General features: G+C 27.9%; 16 protein-coding genes and 1 riboswitch. Of the genes, 4 read left to right on the forward strand and 12 right to left on the reverse strand.

From position 1 onward, the window contains the following. Positions 1-250: 250 nt before the first annotated feature. The gene (locus NWE74_RS04850; RefSeq protein WP_092724732.1) at positions 251-640 is read left to right on the forward strand and encodes a GntR family transcriptional regulator; all 390 of its coding nucleotides are present in this window, start codon (positions 251-253) and stop codon (positions 638-640) included. Further along, positions 633-1730, forward strand: a complete 1098-nt coding sequence (locus NWE74_RS04855; protein WP_258242104.1) for a DUF5808 domain-containing protein — start codon at positions 633-635, stop codon at positions 1728-1730. Before NWE74_RS04850 ends, NWE74_RS04855 begins: the two co-directional genes overlap by 8 nt. A gap of 49 nt (positions 1731-1779) precedes the next feature. Here NWE74_RS04855 and NWE74_RS04860 read toward each other — a convergent pair whose 3' ends face one another. From NWE74_RS04860 to NWE74_RS04900, 9 genes are all read right to left on the reverse strand, one after another. After that, complete coding sequence (locus NWE74_RS04860) at positions 1780-2442, reverse strand: TrkA C-terminal domain-containing protein (RefSeq protein ID WP_258242105.1); 663 nt, start codon at positions 2440-2442, stop codon at positions 1780-1782. Positions 2443-2561: 119 nt separating this feature from the next. Next, positions 2562-2924, reverse strand: a complete 363-nt coding sequence (locus NWE74_RS04865; RefSeq protein ID WP_258242106.1) for a DUF1667 domain-containing protein — start codon at positions 2922-2924, stop codon at positions 2562-2564. Between the two features lie 3 nt (positions 2925-2927). Further along, positions 2928-4172, reverse strand: a complete 1245-nt coding sequence (locus NWE74_RS04870; RefSeq protein WP_258242107.1) for an NAD(P)/FAD-dependent oxidoreductase — start codon at positions 4170-4172, stop codon at positions 2928-2930. Then, positions 4162-5622, reverse strand: coding sequence for an NAD(P)/FAD-dependent oxidoreductase (locus NWE74_RS04875; protein WP_258242108.1), 1461 nt, complete (start codon positions 5620-5622; stop codon positions 4162-4164). The genes NWE74_RS04870 and NWE74_RS04875 overlap by 11 nt, the downstream gene beginning before the upstream one ends. Before the next feature lie 175 nt (positions 5623-5797). Beyond that, positions 5798-7336, reverse strand: coding sequence for a glycerol kinase GlpK (gene glpK, locus NWE74_RS04880; RefSeq protein WP_258242109.1), 1539 nt, complete (start codon positions 7334-7336; stop codon positions 5798-5800). 72 nt (positions 7337-7408) lie between these two features. Beyond that, the gene (locus NWE74_RS04885; protein WP_258242110.1) at positions 7409-8206 is read right to left on the reverse strand and encodes an MIP/aquaporin family protein; all 798 of its coding nucleotides are present in this window, start codon (positions 8204-8206) and stop codon (positions 7409-7411) included. A 196-nt stretch (positions 8207-8402) separates the two neighbouring features. Further along, entirely contained in the window at positions 8403-8954 is a 552-nt protein-coding gene (locus tag NWE74_RS04890) for a glycerol-3-phosphate responsive antiterminator (RefSeq protein ID WP_258242111.1), read from the reverse strand. Between the two features lie 250 nt (positions 8955-9204). Next, entirely contained in the window at positions 9205-9828 is a 624-nt protein-coding gene (locus tag NWE74_RS04895; protein ID WP_258242112.1) for an HAD family hydrolase, read from the reverse strand. Positions 9829-9911: 83 nt separating this feature from the next. Then, a complete protein-coding gene (locus NWE74_RS04900) occupies positions 9912-10322 on the reverse strand; it encodes a hypothetical protein (protein WP_258242113.1) in 411 nt (136 codons plus the stop codon). Positions 10323-10537: 215 nt separating this feature from the next. Here NWE74_RS04900 and NWE74_RS04905 point away from each other — a divergent pair, with 215 nt between their 5' ends. Next, a complete protein-coding gene (locus tag NWE74_RS04905; protein WP_258242114.1) occupies positions 10538-11167 on the forward strand; it encodes a peptidylprolyl isomerase in 630 nt (209 codons plus the stop codon). A 92-nt stretch (positions 11168-11259) separates the two neighbouring features. Here NWE74_RS04905 and add read toward each other — a convergent pair whose 3' ends face one another. From add to NWE74_RS04920, 3 genes are all read right to left on the reverse strand, one after another. Further along, complete coding sequence (gene add / locus NWE74_RS04910) at positions 11260-12249, reverse strand: adenosine deaminase (RefSeq protein ID WP_258242115.1); 990 nt, start codon at positions 12247-12249, stop codon at positions 11260-11262. 91 nt (positions 12250-12340) lie between these two features. Continuing rightward, positions 12341-12440, reverse strand: a riboswitch (purine riboswitch). A 43-nt stretch (positions 12441-12483) separates the two neighbouring features. Beyond that, the gene (locus NWE74_RS04915; RefSeq protein WP_258242116.1) at positions 12484-14472 is read right to left on the reverse strand and encodes a TetM/TetW/TetO/TetS family tetracycline resistance ribosomal protection protein; all 1989 of its coding nucleotides are present in this window, start codon (positions 14470-14472) and stop codon (positions 12484-12486) included. Positions 14473-14532: 60 nt separating this feature from the next. After that, on the reverse strand, positions 14533-15576 hold the full coding sequence (locus tag NWE74_RS04920) for a hypothetical protein (protein ID WP_258242117.1): 1044 nt from the start codon (positions 15574-15576) through the stop codon (positions 14533-14535). A gap of 354 nt (positions 15577-15930) precedes the next feature. Between NWE74_RS04920 and NWE74_RS04925 the strand changes: the two genes are divergently transcribed. Next, positions 15931-16110 carry a hypothetical protein gene (locus NWE74_RS04925; protein ID WP_258242118.1) on the forward strand — a complete coding sequence of 60 codons (180 nt, stop codon included), beginning with the start codon at positions 15931-15933 and terminating at the stop codon, positions 16108-16110. Positions 16111-16140 lie beyond the last annotated feature (30 nt).

A 16140-nucleotide genomic window follows, 5' to 3' on the forward strand; every position in this document is an offset into this window, starting at 1 on the left:
ACATTTAGCTTATACTCTATCATTTATATATTTTAGACTAATTATTATATCATAGTTTATCAAAGTTCAATTATATATATTTACCATTTTAATTTCATTTTAAACTAATTATTTTTATATGACTTTTTAATATTAATTTATAAAATTTCATATTTTTTTAATTTTAGTTGTAACATTTCATAGATTTGTTATATAATATATATAACAAATAGTTTTAACAAACATTAACTTAAATGTGGAGGTGTAAAAAATGATTTTAAATTTAGATTTTAATAGTGATGTTCCAATATATACACAAATTAGAGAACAAATCATAAAATCTATTGCAAGCGGTGACTTAAAAATAAATGAATCTTTACCGTCTGTTAGAAATATGGCTGAAGAAATAGGTGTTAACCTTCATACGGTTAATAAATCTTATAACTTACTTAAAGAAGAAGGTTATATAAATATAGACAGAAGAAAAGGAGCTATTGTTAATTCTCTGCCTTTACCTAAAGATGATATAAATGAAAACAAGATAAAGTCTATGCTTGATTTATTAGTTGCTCAAAGTTATCTTTTAGGACTATCTCGCGAAGAATTTTTAGATTATGCAAGTAAATTATTTAATGATTATGAGGTGAAAGATTATGAATAGTACAATAGCTTTATTAATTAATATTCCAACACTTTTATTGCTTTATGTTTTAATTTATTTTACTCAAGCTCTAAGTGGAAAAAGACAATTTTACGGAATTAGTTTAAATAGTGATTATTTTGGTAAACCAGAATTTAAAAATTTAGATAAAAGATTTAAATCACTTATTACTATAGGATTTATCTTGTTTAGTATAATAACGCTAGCTTTAATTTATGGATTTAATGCTTATGTATCTTCTTCTATTATTCCAATGCTAGGTTTTTGTTTATATCAATTTGTAGTATATGTTCATATACACAATAAAGTAAAAAATTTAAAGTCTGAGTTAGCTTTAAATGATCCTAAAGTAGAATTAGAAAAAACAAAAGTTATTTTAGATACAAAATTTATAACTGAAAAAAACATAATAATAAATAAATTTTCAATAGTTTTAGCTATACCTATTATTGCAGTCGTTTTAGTTGGAATTTATATGTTAACACAATATAACTCAATCCCAAACACTATTCCAACTCACTGGGGTATAAGTGGAGCCCCTGATGCTTTTGCTGATAAATCATTTGGCTTAATCTTAGCTCAAGTTGTTATGATGATTGGACTTAATATTGTTATATATATTTCTTCAATATATTCTCTAAAATCTAGAGCTAAGCTATCTACTACTAGTGTCGATAATAGTAAAAAACTTCATCTACATTATTTAAAAAGTTTTGGGTATACATTCTTAGCTTTAAATATAAGCTGTCAAGCCTTATTTATAAATATTTTAATAGCTACTTTAAAAGGTGGAAATGTAAATACTCCTATTATGTTATCTTCAACTATTATAATTATATTATCATCTATTTATTTGACTTATTTATACTACAAGTCACCTGCCAAGGCAAAAGATGCTGTTTATTCAATAGATGATGAAGATTCCTTATGGATCTTTGGATGTCTTTATAATAATCCTAATGACCCTTCGATATTTGTAAGTAAAAGATTTGGAGTTGGTTGGACAGTTAATGTAGGAACAACTAAAGGTAAGTTAATCTTTATATTACCTTTTTTAATAATTATATTATCTCTTTTATTTTTAACTTAATATAAAAAAGCATTGTAAATAAATTATATAATTTATTTACAATGCTTTTTTAATAAAATTTATTTTTTATGTTTTTTGTATTTCCATATACCATAAGCTTATCATTTTCTTGAAATATATAGTAAGTTTTAGGAAAGTTTATAATTTCATATCCCTTGTCAATACTTAAAACTTTAATTTCTATACTGCTTAGCTTACTTTCTTTTATACTCTTTCCTATTAAGTCGCAGCTTTCTTCTAAATATACTTCGCATATAGAATATCCTCTATGCTTTGTAATAAAATTTAAATACTTAGGATTTGATTTTTTCCATAGATAAGATTTCTCTATTAAATGCTCTATTAAATCTTCTAATACATCTAATATAGGGCTTTTAAAAAAAAATACTGCACATATCACAAATAATATTATTGCCGATAATGATTTTATATTAATTAAACTATTTGATAGCATATTAACTAAAAATGATATAAATGTTAAAGTACTTACATAACTTACTACCATTAAAGCACTAGCTAATTTTCTTCTTACTGGGTGCTGAGTTATTAATTCGCTTTCCCTTGTTGTATATCCTGTACTTGTAAGAAGTGATATTACTTGAAACCTAGCTTTTTCTCTACTCAGACCTGTTAATCTAAATAATACTGCAAATATATCAATTATTATTAAAAAAATTATTAAACATATTATAAACGTTGCAACAGTTCTCATATAACGCTCCTATTTTAATATATATATATTAATTTTATGTAAAGAGTTATTTATGAGTTACTAAAAAAAACGGTTAATTAGAATTAGTTAATTCCAATTAACAGTTTTTTACTTACTTTTTATGCACTTACTTCTTCAACAGTTTTTGCACTTACTATATTAATGCCTGTATTTAATATATTTTCTACTATAACATCGCCTACATTTATTGGTGCGCTTACTTTTATAGTATCTAGCACTTCCATTATTTCAAACATCATATCTTTAGGTATTGAATCTTGTGTTTTGACAGGAAGTAAGTTTAAATATGATTTTTCAAGTTTTACAGTTGAAGTTATAACTCGTTTAGGGTTAGTTAATTCTTCTACTCCATACTTTTCCCCTCTCTTACAAGTATTTCCTTCTACTTTATATCCATCATCTGTTTTAGTTACTACCAATGGACATCCCATTGGACAAACTATACAAGTTATATTTGCCATTTTTTACGCCTCCTCTACACTTACAGTTATATCCCCTGTAATATCTTTAAATAAATCTTTTCCTATTTTAATATTTTCCATCTCTGATGGTATCATGTGAGGTCGTCTCTTTTCTAAAATAACTTTATCATTACTTCTTACTACTAATTTTTTGTTTTTGAAAATTGATCTTACTCTCATAAATAAGTTAACATCTTCACCACAACTTGTATCTATATTTTGTGGAACTATATATGTTATACCTTCGTTAGCAACTGTGCTTACAGTTTCTTTATTCTCTAATTTATTTAAATAGTAAAGCGCAGCATTCTTACCTGCTATTCTACTTTCCTTTGTAACAAAATCAACTAAGTCGTGAACATGAACAACATTTCCGCAAGCAAATACTCCATCTATGTTAGTTTCCATACTATTTCTAACTATTGGTCCACTTGTTCTTGTATCTAATTTAACACCTGCTTCAACACTTAATTCATTTTCAGGAATAAGCCCTACTGAAAGAAGTACTGTATCACATTTTATAAATTCTTCAGTTCCTTCTATTGGGTTTCTATTACTATCAAGTTTAGATAAAGTTATACCTTCTACTCTTTGCTTTCCATGAATATTAGATATTCCTGTGCTTAACATTAAAGGTATATTAAAATCATTTAAACATTGAACTATATTTCTAGTTAAACCACTTGAGTGAGGGTTGACTTCTACTACCGCTTTGACTTTCGCACCTTCTAAAGTCATACGTCTTGCCATTATAAGACCAATATCACCTGATCCGTATATAACAACTTCTTTTCCTACCATATATCCTTCCATATTACTAAGTCTTTGTGCTGCTCCAGCATTATACACACCGGCTGGTCTATATCCTGGTATATCTATAGCACCTCTAGTTCTTTCTCTACACCCCATAGCTAAAACTATTGCATCTGCTTTGATATTTATTAAACCATCTTCTCCTAATGCTTCTATAGTTTTATCTTCACTTATATTAAGAACCATAGTATTTAACATATAATCTATATTTTCACTTTTAGCCATTTCTATAAATCTTTGAGCATATTCAGGACCAGTTAGTTCTTCTTTAAATTCATGTAGTCCAAATCCATTATGAATACATTGGTTAAGTATACCACCTAGTTCTCTATCTCTTTCTATTATAAGTACATCTTTAGCTCCATTTTTTTTAGCTTCTACCGCTGCTCCTAATCCTGCTGGTCCTCCACCAACTACTACTACATTATATTTCAACTAACTCACCCCTTAACTCTTTTACTTTTCCTATAACCATATTTGATTTTTCATAATCTTTTAAAACTTCTTCTACTGGAATCTTCAATTCTCTAGCTATTATCTCTACTACTTTTGGTCCACAAAAACCGCCTTGGCATCTACCCATTCCAGGTCTAACTCTTCTTTTTATCCCATCCACAGTTCTTGCACCACATGGTCTATGAATTGCATCTATTATCTCTGCTTCTGTTACAGTTTCACATCTGCAAATTATTTTTTTATGATTTTCATCTTGTTTTATTACTTCATCTCTTTCTTCTTTAGTCATATGAGAGAATGGTTTATTTTTCTTTCTTACAGGATTAAATTTTTGATTTTTTACAAGATCTAATCCTTCCTGTTCTAGTAGTTCAACTACATATCTAGAAACAGCTGGTGCTGAAGCAAGACCTGGTGATTCTATACCACCTACATTTATAAAGTTTTTGCATTTTTGAGATGCAAATATCATAAAGTCTCCTGTACTAGGTGTTGCTCTAAGACCAGAGAAAGATGTAATGGTTTTTCTAAAGTCTATATTTTCAATGCTTTTTCTTGAATTTTCTACGATTTCATTTATTCCATCTCTACTTGTTGATATATCTTCTTTGTCTTCTACTGGTGTAGCATTAGGACCGACTAATAGGTTTCCATGAACAGTTTGAGTCACAAGTACTCCTTTACCCTTTTCTGTTGGACATTGGAATAATGTATGATTTACCATTTTACCATCTGACTTGTCTAATACTTTGTATTGACCTTTTCTTGGTATTATATAGTATTCATCTCCACCTACCATATTATTTATTTTATCTGAGTATACTCCTGCTGCATTTATTACGTATTTAGACTTTATAACTTCGTCATTTTCTAATTTTATATTAAAAATATCATTTTCTTTTTTTATATCTATAACTTTTGACTGTAGCTTAAGCTCTACTCCATTAGTTATAGCATTTTCCATAAGAGCTACATTTAAATTAAATGGGCAAACTATCCCTGAACTTTCACATAGTAAAGCTCCCGCTACATTTTTATTTACATTAGGCTCTATTTCAATTACTTCTTCTTTATTTAAAAGTTTAAGACCTTCTGCCTTGTTAACTAGCCCTCTATCATAAAGATCTTTTATATGTTTTTTATCTTCTTCATCAAATGCTAATACTAAAGCTCCATTTCGTTTAAATTCTACATCTAATTCTTTGCAAAGTTGTGGATAAAGCTTATTTCCTGCTACATTTAATTTTGCTTTTAAACTACCTTCTTTTGCATCAAACCCACCATGTACTATCGCACTATTTGCCTTAGTAGTGCCTTGGCATACTTCTACTCCCTTTTCTAGTACTAATGTTTTTAAGTTGTATTTAGATAATTCACGAGCTATTGAACTCCCACTAATTCCAGCTCCTATTATTGCTATATCATACATTACTTTCCCCTCCTCAGTTTTTTGCAAAAAAACAGAGAGAGCCCCTATACATTGTATAGAAGGCTCTCTCATCTCTTAGCCATAAATATTTTAACATTATTTTTTAGAAATAATGAAACGTTTTCTTTTATACTTTAATTATATACTATTTACAAGTTAATGTCACTAATTTTTCTTAATTTTCTACAGTTGCTAATTCTTTTGCAAATTCTTCATCTTCTCTTGCCCAATCTAAACTTCTTTCAACTGCTTTTTTCCATCCTTTATATAATACGTTTCTCTTAGCCTCACTCATATTAGGCATAAACTCTTTATCTATTACCCAAGAGTTTTTAATATCTTCCTTACTATCATAGAATCCTACTGCAAGACCTGCCAAATATGCAGCTCCTAATGCAGTTGTTTCAACAACTTTAGGTCTATTGATATTAGCATCTAATATATCAGATTGGAATTGCATTAAGAAATTGTTAGCACTTGCTCCACCATCAACTTTTAATCCTTTTAATTTAAGACCTGAGTCCTCTTGCATTGCATTTAGTACATCCTTAACTTGATATGCAATAGATTCTAAAGTAGCACGAACTAAATGTGCTCTATTAGATCCACGAGTTAATCCCATTATAGCACCTCTTGCATACATATCCCAATAAGGTGCTCCTAATCCTGCAAATGCTGGTACTACATATACTCCATTAGTATCTTTTACACTTTCTGCGTAAAATTCACTTTGTTTTGCATCATATAAAACTCTAAGTTCATCTCTTAACCATTGTATACTTGCTCCACCTATAAATATACTTCCTTCTAAGGCGTATTCAACTTTTCCATCTACACCCCAAGCTATAGTTGTTAATAGTCCATTTTTAGACTCAACCATTTTTTCGCCTGTATTCATTAACATAAAGCATCCTGTTCCATAAGTGTTTTTCGCACTACCTTCTTCAAAACAAGTTTGCCCAAATAATGCTGCCTGCTGATCTCCTGCACATCCTGCTATTGGAATTTGTGCTCCTGATAGCATACCTTCATCAGTATATCCATATATACAACTTGATGGCTTAACTTCTGGTAGCATACTCTTTGGTATGTTTAGTATTTCAAGGATTTCATCATCCCATTTTAATTCTTTTATATTATAAAGCATTGTTCTTGCTGCATTTGAATAATCAGTAACGTGCACTTTTCCACGAGTTAAATTCCATATTAACCATGTATCAACTGTTCCAAATAATAAATCTCCATTTTCAGCTTTTTCTCTAGCACCTTCAACGTTATCAAGTATCCATTTTATTTTAGTTGCTGAGAAATAAGCATCTAGTATAAGTCCTGTTTTTTCTTTTATTAAACCTTTGTATCCTTTAGCTTCTAATTCATCACATATTTGAGATGTTCTTCTACATTGCCATACTATAGCATTATATACTGGCTTTCCTGTATTTTTATCCCATACTATAGTTGTTTCTCTTTGATTTGTTATACCTATGGCACAAACTTCATCTGGTCTTATTGAGTTAGTTTCTAAAACTTCTCTCATTACGCCACTTTGGCTTCCCCATATTTCCATTGGGTTATGCTCTACCCAACCAGCATTTGGATAAAATTGAGTAAACTCTTTTTGAGAAGTAGCTACTATATTTCCTTGTTTATCAAATAATATAGCTCTTGAACTTGTAGTTCCTTGGTCTAAAGACATTATATATTTTTTTTCCATTTATATTCCCCCAGTAATTTTAAATAAATTATCTTATATAATATAAGTCTTAACAACTAACCTTACTTAATATTATTTTGCGCTTTCTGAAACTTCTTCATCTTCCATGTATTTTCTTACACCTTTATCAAATACAAATCCTGCAAGTAATCCACCTATAATTGGTCCAACTATTGGCACCCAGAAATACATGTTAGGTCCTAGAGCATCTACACCCCATCCAGCTATCATAGCAAATAATTTAGGTCCTAAGTCTCTTGATGGATTCATTGCAAATCCTGTTAATACTCCAAAACTAGCTCCTATTATAGCTATTGTCAAACCTATCATAATTGGTGCTAAGTTAGCGCCTGGTCTGTTAGCATTTTTAGCGTCACCTACTGCTAAAATTACCATTACTAAAAACATTGTTATTATTATCTCTACAAATAAAGCGCCTAAAGTACTTATTTGAGCATGTGGATATGTAGAGAATACTCCTGCTGTAGCAAGACCATCTGCACTAGCTCTTACTATATTGTTAGTAGCTTCGTAAGATATAAATAGGTTTTTAAATAAGAAGTATACAGTTGCTGCACCTACAAAACACCCTAGAACTTGAGCAACTATGTATGGTATTACTTTCTTTTTAGGGAAATCTCTATAAACCATCAAAGCTATTGTAACAGCTGGATTTATATGAGTACCTGATACTGCGCCTGTTATGTATATTGCCATTGTTACTGCTAATCCCCATATGATGCCTATCTCCCATTGCGAAATACTTGCTCCATTTAATACTAGCGAAGCTACAGAACCACACCCAATAAATATAAGTATCCAAGATCCTATAAATTCAGATATGCACTCTCCCATTAATGTTTTTTTCAACCCAATTCCTCCTTTAATATTCATTTTTAGACAAAAAGAGAGAGCTATCCTATAGTAACAAACTAAGGGCTCTCTCTCTCTCCAGCCTAATATTTAATTTAATTAAATAGTACTATGAAAACTTTTTCCCGTCAACATTATTTTGCAATTGTTAATTAATAGACATTCTTTTTTCAAACTTTTTAAAAAATTGGTCTTACCACATATTTTTTTCTGTAGTCGATACCGCCATACCACCTGATGATAATACCTTTATTATTTCATCTTTCTCGTTTATCAAACCTCCACAGATAATAGGAATGCTCGGAAAAGTTTTATGCATTTTTTTAATTACTTTAGGAATTATTCCTGGCATAATTTCTATCGCTTGAGGCTTAACCCTTTTTAAGCTATCTATTGCATTTTCCAAAGACATTGAGTCTATAAAGAAAAACCTTTGCACGACTCTTAAATCTAATTCTATCGCTCTTTTAACAATATTTGTTTTTGTTGTTATTATTCCATCTAAATCTAAGTCTTTTTTTATATAATCTACGATCACTGGACTTGATGATATGCCAGATATCATGTCTACATGCACAAATACTTTTTTATTATTCTTATGTAAGTATGCTATTTTTTCCTTTAAAGTTAAGATATCTCCTGTTAATAAAAACACAATATCACAATCTGATTTAATAACATCTTCTATATCTTTATCATTTTTTATAGCTCCTATTATAGGATTCATTTCTAATAGTTCTCTCATATTCCCCTCCAACATTATTTCTCTTACTTATTATACCACCATTTATTATATTTTTTATATAAATATTAAAAGCCAACTATATATTAATATATAGTTGGCTTTTAATATTCCGCTCATATTTAGATTCTCTTTAAATAAAAAATAGGTTTTAATTTGTGTATACCAAGGAGAGTAGTATACTTAAATTAATTGTATTACATCTTCACTTATAATTCATTAAGTTTTAATATACTTATTTCTACAAATTATCTTATATAAACTTTAATAAGTCTTCTGGCTTTTCTAAAATTATTTGTGCATCTATATTTTTAGCATCTACTGCCCCCCATGATGCTAAACCAAAATCAATGTTACATGCTTTTGCACATTTATAATCACCAACTGAGTCTCCTATATAGATAGTAGATTCTTTATCTATTTCCATCATTTTTATAATTTTTTCTAATGGCTCTGGATGTGGCTTATGATTTTTTGTATCATTTTCTAAAATTACAACATTCATATAATCATGAAGCCCTGTTGGCATAAAATCTATTTCGTATTGTGATTTATTTTTTGAACTAACAATTCCACATAATACATTTTTAGAGTGTATATCTTTTATAACTTTATCCATATTAGTGTACAAAGTTGCACCTTCTTCATATTCATTTACATATCTTACCCATTTTTCATATGATTTTTCTACATTTTCAAATTCCAATTGTTCTAGCGTCTTTTTACCTGGAAGGCCTAGAGCAAATAATAAATCTTCATAATCCATATCTTTGTTTTTTTCTTCTTTTATAAGCTTCATAAGAGGAATTAGATTCATCTTTGCTGTATCTAATATTGTTCCATCTATATCAAATATAACACTTTTGTATTTTTTCATTTCTATCTCTCCCCCATTTTAATATTTAGTTGCACTTTAAATTATATACATATTAATAATTATAAACAATAGATAAGAAGCTTCTATTTTTCTAAATTAGATAAATTGTACTTACTCATCTTATCTCTTAATTTTCCACCTTTTTCTGGGGTTATTATCTTTTCACTCACCATCTTCTCTATAGTTGTTGGTCTAAGAGCTCTCTTTTGTCTATCATATCGTTTTAAAGGCGATTCAAATTTTTCACATCTCATTTCTTTATTTAAATAGCTGTTTATATTATTTATATCTATAGTAGTTAAAATATTTTCATTTTTTAACTCATTTATACAAGATTTCCAAATAAATTGAGCTCTTTTAATTTTTTGTTCTTCTACTGTATACTTATATTCCATAATAGGTTCTTTAGCATAAGAGTAATTTACACTTGTACCAATTAGTAATAATGAACACATAATAAATATAATCAGCTTGCTTTTGTTTTTTAATTCCATTTAAAAACCTCCAATATACATTATTTTACTAATATTATGTGTACTAATTTACAATAATTCTATGGTAATTTAATCCTTTAAAGGAAACTTATAAAAAAATTAATTAATAAAAAACTAAATTATAATTGAATTTATATTTAATATACTTTAGTTTTTTAATTATTTGTATTTATGATATAATAAACCCATAAATTAACATAAGGATGGTAAAAACTATGACTACTAAAAGAAAAAAAGGATTTTTGGCAAGTATACTTGCAGGAGCTTTAGCTTTGGTTGGATGTTCATCGAATGAATCAAGTGTTGATGAAGTAAGAACTCCACCAAAGGAATTACCAGTTGCCACTATAGTATTTAAAGATTTTGGAACTGTTGAAGCAGAACTTTATCCTCATATAGCTCCAAATACTGTAAATAATTTCATTGAACTATCTAATAGTGGTTTTTATGATGGACTTACATTCCATAGAGTTATAAAAGATTTTATGATTCAAGGTGGTGATCCTGATGGAACTGGTATGGGTGGACCAGGATATAGTATAAAAGGTGAATTTACAAAAAACAAATTTAAAAACGACTTAGCTCATACTGAAGGTGTTTTATCTATGGCTAGAAGTCAAAGTAAAGATAGCGCTGGAAGTCAGTTCTTTATAGTAACTAAAGATGCTTCTCATCTAGATGGCCAATATGCTTCTTTTGGTAAGGTTACAAAAGGAATGGATATTATTCATGAAATAGAAAATGTTGAAACAGGTGCTAATGATAAACCTGTTAAAGATGTTGTAATAAAGTCTATTAAAGTTGATACTAAAGGAGTTGAATATCCTGCTCCTGATAAAATGTAATTATTCTTAATTACTAGAAAAAGTCTATAGATTAATAAACAAAATAATTTATTAATATCTATAGACTTTTTTATTTTCAAACTAAATCTTATTTATATAAAAGCTCTTAACCATGCTTTAGTTTCTTCATCTGCAAATATAGCATCTATACTGTTTAGGTATATTTTTTTATAATCATCATTACTAAATCCAAAATTATCAGATATTAATTTTATTTCATCAGTTAAATCTATATTTGAAACTGTTCTATTGTCTGTATTCAATGTAACCTTTATATCATCTTTATAAAAATCTAATAATGGATATTGTCTGAAATCTTCTATAGCTTTAGTTTGTATATTACTAGTAGGACACATTTCTAATACTACGTTATTGCTTTTTACTAAATCATAAGCTTCTTTCATATCTTTAATTCTAACACCATGACCTATTCTTTGGGCTCCTAGTAACTTTATTGCATCTATTACATTTTGACCACTTGCAGCCTCACCTGCATGAATAGTAACTTTATACCCATAACCTCTTGCTTTATCAATTACTGATTTAAATTTAACTGCAAAACCTTCCTCTTCTGGACCTGCTAAATCTATAGCCACTACACCTTTATTTAAAAATTCTTTTCCTGACTCTACTGTTAAGTCAGCATCCTCTACACTCATATGTCTTAAACAAGATAATATAATATTTCCCCTTATATCATATATCTTTTCAGCTTTATTTATCCCATTTATAACGCTTTGGATTATTTCTTTAAAGTTTAATCCTTCTTGAGTATGAAGTTGTGGAGCAAATCTTATTTCTATATATTTAACATTTTCACTAGCTGCATCCTCTAATAATTCAAACGCTACTCTTTCTAAACCTTCCTTAGTTTGCATTATCATATTAGGTAAATCAAATCTTTTTAAATATTCATTAAGCGATGTACAATCCTCAGGTACTTGAACTAACTTTTTTATTTCATTTTCATCCAAAGATGGTAATGTTATATCTTCATTTTTAGCTATATCTATTATAGTGTTTGCTCTAACGCTTCCATCTAAATGGCAATGTAACTCTATTTTTGGTAATTTTTTCGTCATAATATCGTCCCCTTTTTTATTTATTTTTTATATTTATATTAATTTTATGTATAAAAAAAAATTCTTAATTACAAAGAAGTTTTTCATACATAAATATGTATAACTTCTTCGTAATCAAGAATTATTGGTTCTTGGTAGAGACCCCCAAACCTTATTATTGGGGTTATACGAAAGATTTATTTCTATATACTTTATTATATTTTTTTTATATTGTCAATACAAAATTTCAACTTTTTATTTTAAGCAATGCATATGATTTTTAACATCTTCTGAAGGTACTACATATGCTTTGCCTTTAGAACAAAAGATTGAGTTTGATGTATATTCACTATCTGAATCTTTGTCATATCCTATTTGTTCTATTACCTCTTGACTATTGTGACATATATCATATCCATCAAATACTAAACTTATAGTTCCATTACCTTTTGTAAATGTCGCTAATTCTAAACTATACTCCATAAAGGTAGCAACAGGCCCTCTACCCTCTATTATTGTTTTATCTTTAAAAGTTTCTGGAGGATTAAATTCTCCATTCATTTTTTGAATATCTGATAATACTCTTCCCATATTATTTAAATCCACTTCTATTTTAAATCTATAATATGGCTCCAGTAAAATACTTTTAACTTGATCTAAACCTTGTCTTAATGCTCTTAGAGTTGCTTGCCTAAAGTCTCCTCCACTAGTGTGTTTATTGTGTGCTCTTCCCGTTAATAACGTTATACTTAAATCAGTTAAGGGATAACCACAAAGTACTCCTTTATGTTCTTTTTCAAATAAATGAGTCTTTATTAAGTTTTGATTTCCAATTGATATCTCATCTACATACGCATTATTTTTAAATGTTATACTAGAATTTCTTTTATTTGGCTCTATTAGTAAATGTACTTCTGCATAGTGACCTAATGGTTCAAAATGTCCATATCCTATTGTTCTTTCTTTTACTGTTTCTTTATATAATATTTCACATTTTCCAAACTCAATATCTACACCAAATCTATTTTTTATAACATCTTTTAGTATCTCTAATTGAATTTTTCCCATGACATGTATGTGTATTTCTTTTAAATATTCATCCCAAACTACATTTAATGCTGGTTCTTCAGAATCTAGTATTTTAAAAATATTTAATATATCTTTTATGTTTAAGCACTCATCAAATATAACTTTTGATTTTAGAGTGGGAATTATCTCATTTTTATTACTTATTTTATTTATATCGTTTAAATTATAATCAATTTGAGAGAGATATTCTTTTGAAATTGCTTGTGTTATTCCTGTTACTGCAAATATTTGCCCTGCTTTTATATCATTTACTACTTCGTATTTATTTGAATTATAAACTCTAATAGAATTAATTTTTTCACTTAAAATTTTATCTTTATGATTGTAATTTACTTCATCTTTAACTTTAAGTTTCCCTTGAAGTGCTTTTATATATGTTATTCTATTTTTATTTTCATCGTATCTAACTTTATAAACTTTTCCTACAAATTCTTTATTTTCATCATAAGATGTATAAGTTAAAAAATCTATTTTTTGTAAGCATTCATCTATCCCTATATCATGAAGCGCTGATCCTTTTAGTAAAGGGTGTATCTTTAATGTTTTTACCATTTCTTTTAATCTATCTACCCACAAATCATTTTCATATTCATCGTTTAAGTATTTTTCAAATAACAAGTCATCTCTTTCTGATATAAACTCTATAAGTTCATCACTAAGTTCTTTATTATTTTCTATATTTAAATTTCCGCTTAAATCAACTACATCACTCGTTAAATTATCTTTTATATCTTGTATTAAAAGTTCTATATCTGCTCCTTCTCTATCTATTTTATTCGCAAAAAATATTATAGGAACATTATTGTTTTTAAGTAACCTAAATACTGTTTTTGTATGAGATTGAATTTTTTCAACTGAACTTATAACTACTACGGCATAGTCCATTATACTTATAGCTCTTTCCATATCCGCAGAAAAATCTATATGTCCTGGTGTATCTACTAAATAGTACTTTGAATTATTATATTCAAATACACCTTGTTCTGAAAATATAGTTATTCCTCTTTGTCTTTCTATGTCGTGATTGTCTAAAAATGTATTTTTTAAATCAACTCTACCTCTACTTCTAATTGAATTTGTATGGTAAAGTATTTGTTCGCAAAATGTTGTCTTTCCTGCATCTACATGTGCAAGTACCCCAATAGTCTTATTCATTTTCCACCTCATTGTTTTCTCATTAGTTTATACTAATTTTAGTTCTTATTATTTTACTTATTACAAGTAACCTTTAAAATTCAAATGTGAATTGAATATATGTCGCTTAGACTCTTCAATATCCTTTTCATTCGCTAAATTGGTATAATAATAGAGTCTTAATTTATAATCAGTATTATCTCTATTAAATGCATATCTTTTATGCTCTCCTGTACATGCTGCAAGCACATGTGCCATTAAATCTATTAGATGAATTAATTTATATGCATTATTTCTTGAATAAAATCTTCCATCTCCCATTACATGCGCTATATAATTTCTATTAAAATATGAGTTGTCTCTTGCTATTTGATGCTTTGTAAATATTATCTTTTCTGATATATCAATAAATGCTCTTATGTACTCATCAACTATAAATGGATGTGGTATTTTTTCATTAAAATTATTGTATTCTAACTCAGCCCACTTATTTAAAAGTTGATGTTCTTTTGGTTTTTTATCTATAGATCTAAACTCATATAAAGATAATAGTATTCCTTCTATAACAGGTGTTAATATCATTACTGTAGATATGTATTCTTCTCTAAATAAACTTAAATATGATTGTTCTATTATATGTGAAAACTTGTTTATATGCTTTGTCTTCATTATTAATGATACCATGTTTAAAGCTCTTAAGTGAGGACTTATTATGTATGGATCTAATATTTTTATAATTTCATTTTCAATATTTTGTGTTTCATATGTATCGTATAACTTATTTAAATCTATTTCTGTACATAGTTTTTCTAATTTTAATATATCTATTTCATTTATATCCTCTGCGATTATAGAGAAACCAAATTTAGTTATTTTTTGATTTATTTTAAATAGCCTTATCTGCAAATCATTATAATAAGATAGTTCACAGTTGTATTTTTTAGGTTCTATCAAATTCAACTTATTTTTTTCTCTTATTTCTTCAAAAACTTCTCTAATAGCCCTACCCCTACTTTGAGATTGTTGCTTTATATCTAGCTCTTTTATTCTTACAACATATTGATCTCCCTTTTTTTCAAATAGCATAGGATATCCAAATACAAATTTATTAAATGATTTATCCATGATTCTCCCCCCAATATGTTATTAATTAAATTTAAATATAAATTAAAACACCCTTTATTATATATATTAAAGAGTGTTTTAATTTATATTTTTTATTTTTACCTATTTTATAACATTATTATAAGCCGTAACATTCCGACATGCTACGACATACTATATTGTATAGATTTTGTATAAAAATATTTATTTTTTATAATTATGATTCATATAAAATCTTAATATTTACTAATTTAAGAGGCGATTTGTTCATGTGTAATTTATGTAATAACAGTGATAAGTGCAATAAAAAATCTTGTGATAGTTGTTTTGTAAACAATAATTGGTGGTGCAACAACAATAACAGCATTTGCTGTAATGGTAATAACTGTAACTGCAATAATAATAACAACTGCTGCCATAATAATAGCTGCAACTGTAATAATAACTCTTGGGATTCTGATTGGTATTGTTGCTGCTTTAAGATTAACTCTTGCAGCTGTAATTGTAACTGTAATTCTTGTACAAGAAGATGCTTTTTTTAATTTATTAAATTAATATTAAAAGTTAAATCCAGCTAACTTATGT

Source organism: Romboutsia lituseburensis (assembly GCF_024723825.1).
GTDB lineage: Bacteria > Bacillota > Clostridia > Peptostreptococcales > Peptostreptococcaceae > Romboutsia_F > Romboutsia_F lituseburensis_A.

Excerpts from the sequence above, each read along its gene's own strand:
- NWE74_RS04850 (WP_092724732.1), top strand. The coding sequence starts at position 251 with ATGATTTTAAATTTAGATTTTAATAGTGATGTTCCAATATATACACAA.
- NWE74_RS04925 (WP_258242118.1), top strand. The coding sequence starts at position 15,931 with ATGGTAATAACTGTAACTGCAATAATAATAACAACTGCTGCCATAATA.
- NWE74_RS04895 (WP_258242112.1), bottom strand. The coding sequence starts at position 9,828 with ATGAAAAAATACAAAAGTGTTATATTTGATATAGATGGAACAATATTA.
- add (WP_258242115.1), bottom strand. The coding sequence starts at position 12,249 with ATGACGAAAAAATTACCAAAAATAGAGTTACATTGCCATTTAGATGGA.
- NWE74_RS04920 (WP_258242117.1), bottom strand. The coding sequence starts at position 15,576 with ATGGATAAATCATTTAATAAATTTGTATTTGGATATCCTATGCTATTT.
- NWE74_RS04890 (WP_258242111.1), bottom strand. The coding sequence starts at position 8,954 with ATGAGAGAACTATTAGAAATGAATCCTATAATAGGAGCTATAAAAAAT.
- NWE74_RS04875 (WP_258242108.1), bottom strand. The coding sequence starts at position 5,622 with ATGTATGATATAGCAATAATAGGAGCTGGAATTAGTGGGAGTTCAATA.
- NWE74_RS04865 (WP_258242106.1), bottom strand. The coding sequence starts at position 2,924 with ATGGCAAATATAACTTGTATAGTTTGTCCAATGGGATGTCCATTGGTA.
- NWE74_RS04900 (WP_258242113.1), bottom strand. The coding sequence starts at position 10,322 with ATGGAATTAAAAAACAAAAGCAAGCTGATTATATTTATTATGTGTTCA.
- NWE74_RS04860 (WP_258242105.1), bottom strand. The coding sequence starts at position 2,442 with ATGAGAACTGTTGCAACGTTTATAATATGTTTAATAATTTTTTTAATA.
- NWE74_RS04905 (WP_258242114.1), top strand. The coding sequence starts at position 10,538 with ATGACTACTAAAAGAAAAAAAGGATTTTTGGCAAGTATACTTGCAGGA.
- NWE74_RS04915 (WP_258242116.1), bottom strand. The coding sequence starts at position 14,472 with ATGAATAAGACTATTGGGGTACTTGCACATGTAGATGCAGGAAAGACA.
- glpK (WP_258242109.1), bottom strand. The coding sequence starts at position 7,336 with ATGGAAAAAAAATATATAATGTCTTTAGACCAAGGAACTACAAGTTCA.
- NWE74_RS04855 (WP_258242104.1), top strand. The coding sequence starts at position 633 with ATGAATAGTACAATAGCTTTATTAATTAATATTCCAACACTTTTATTG.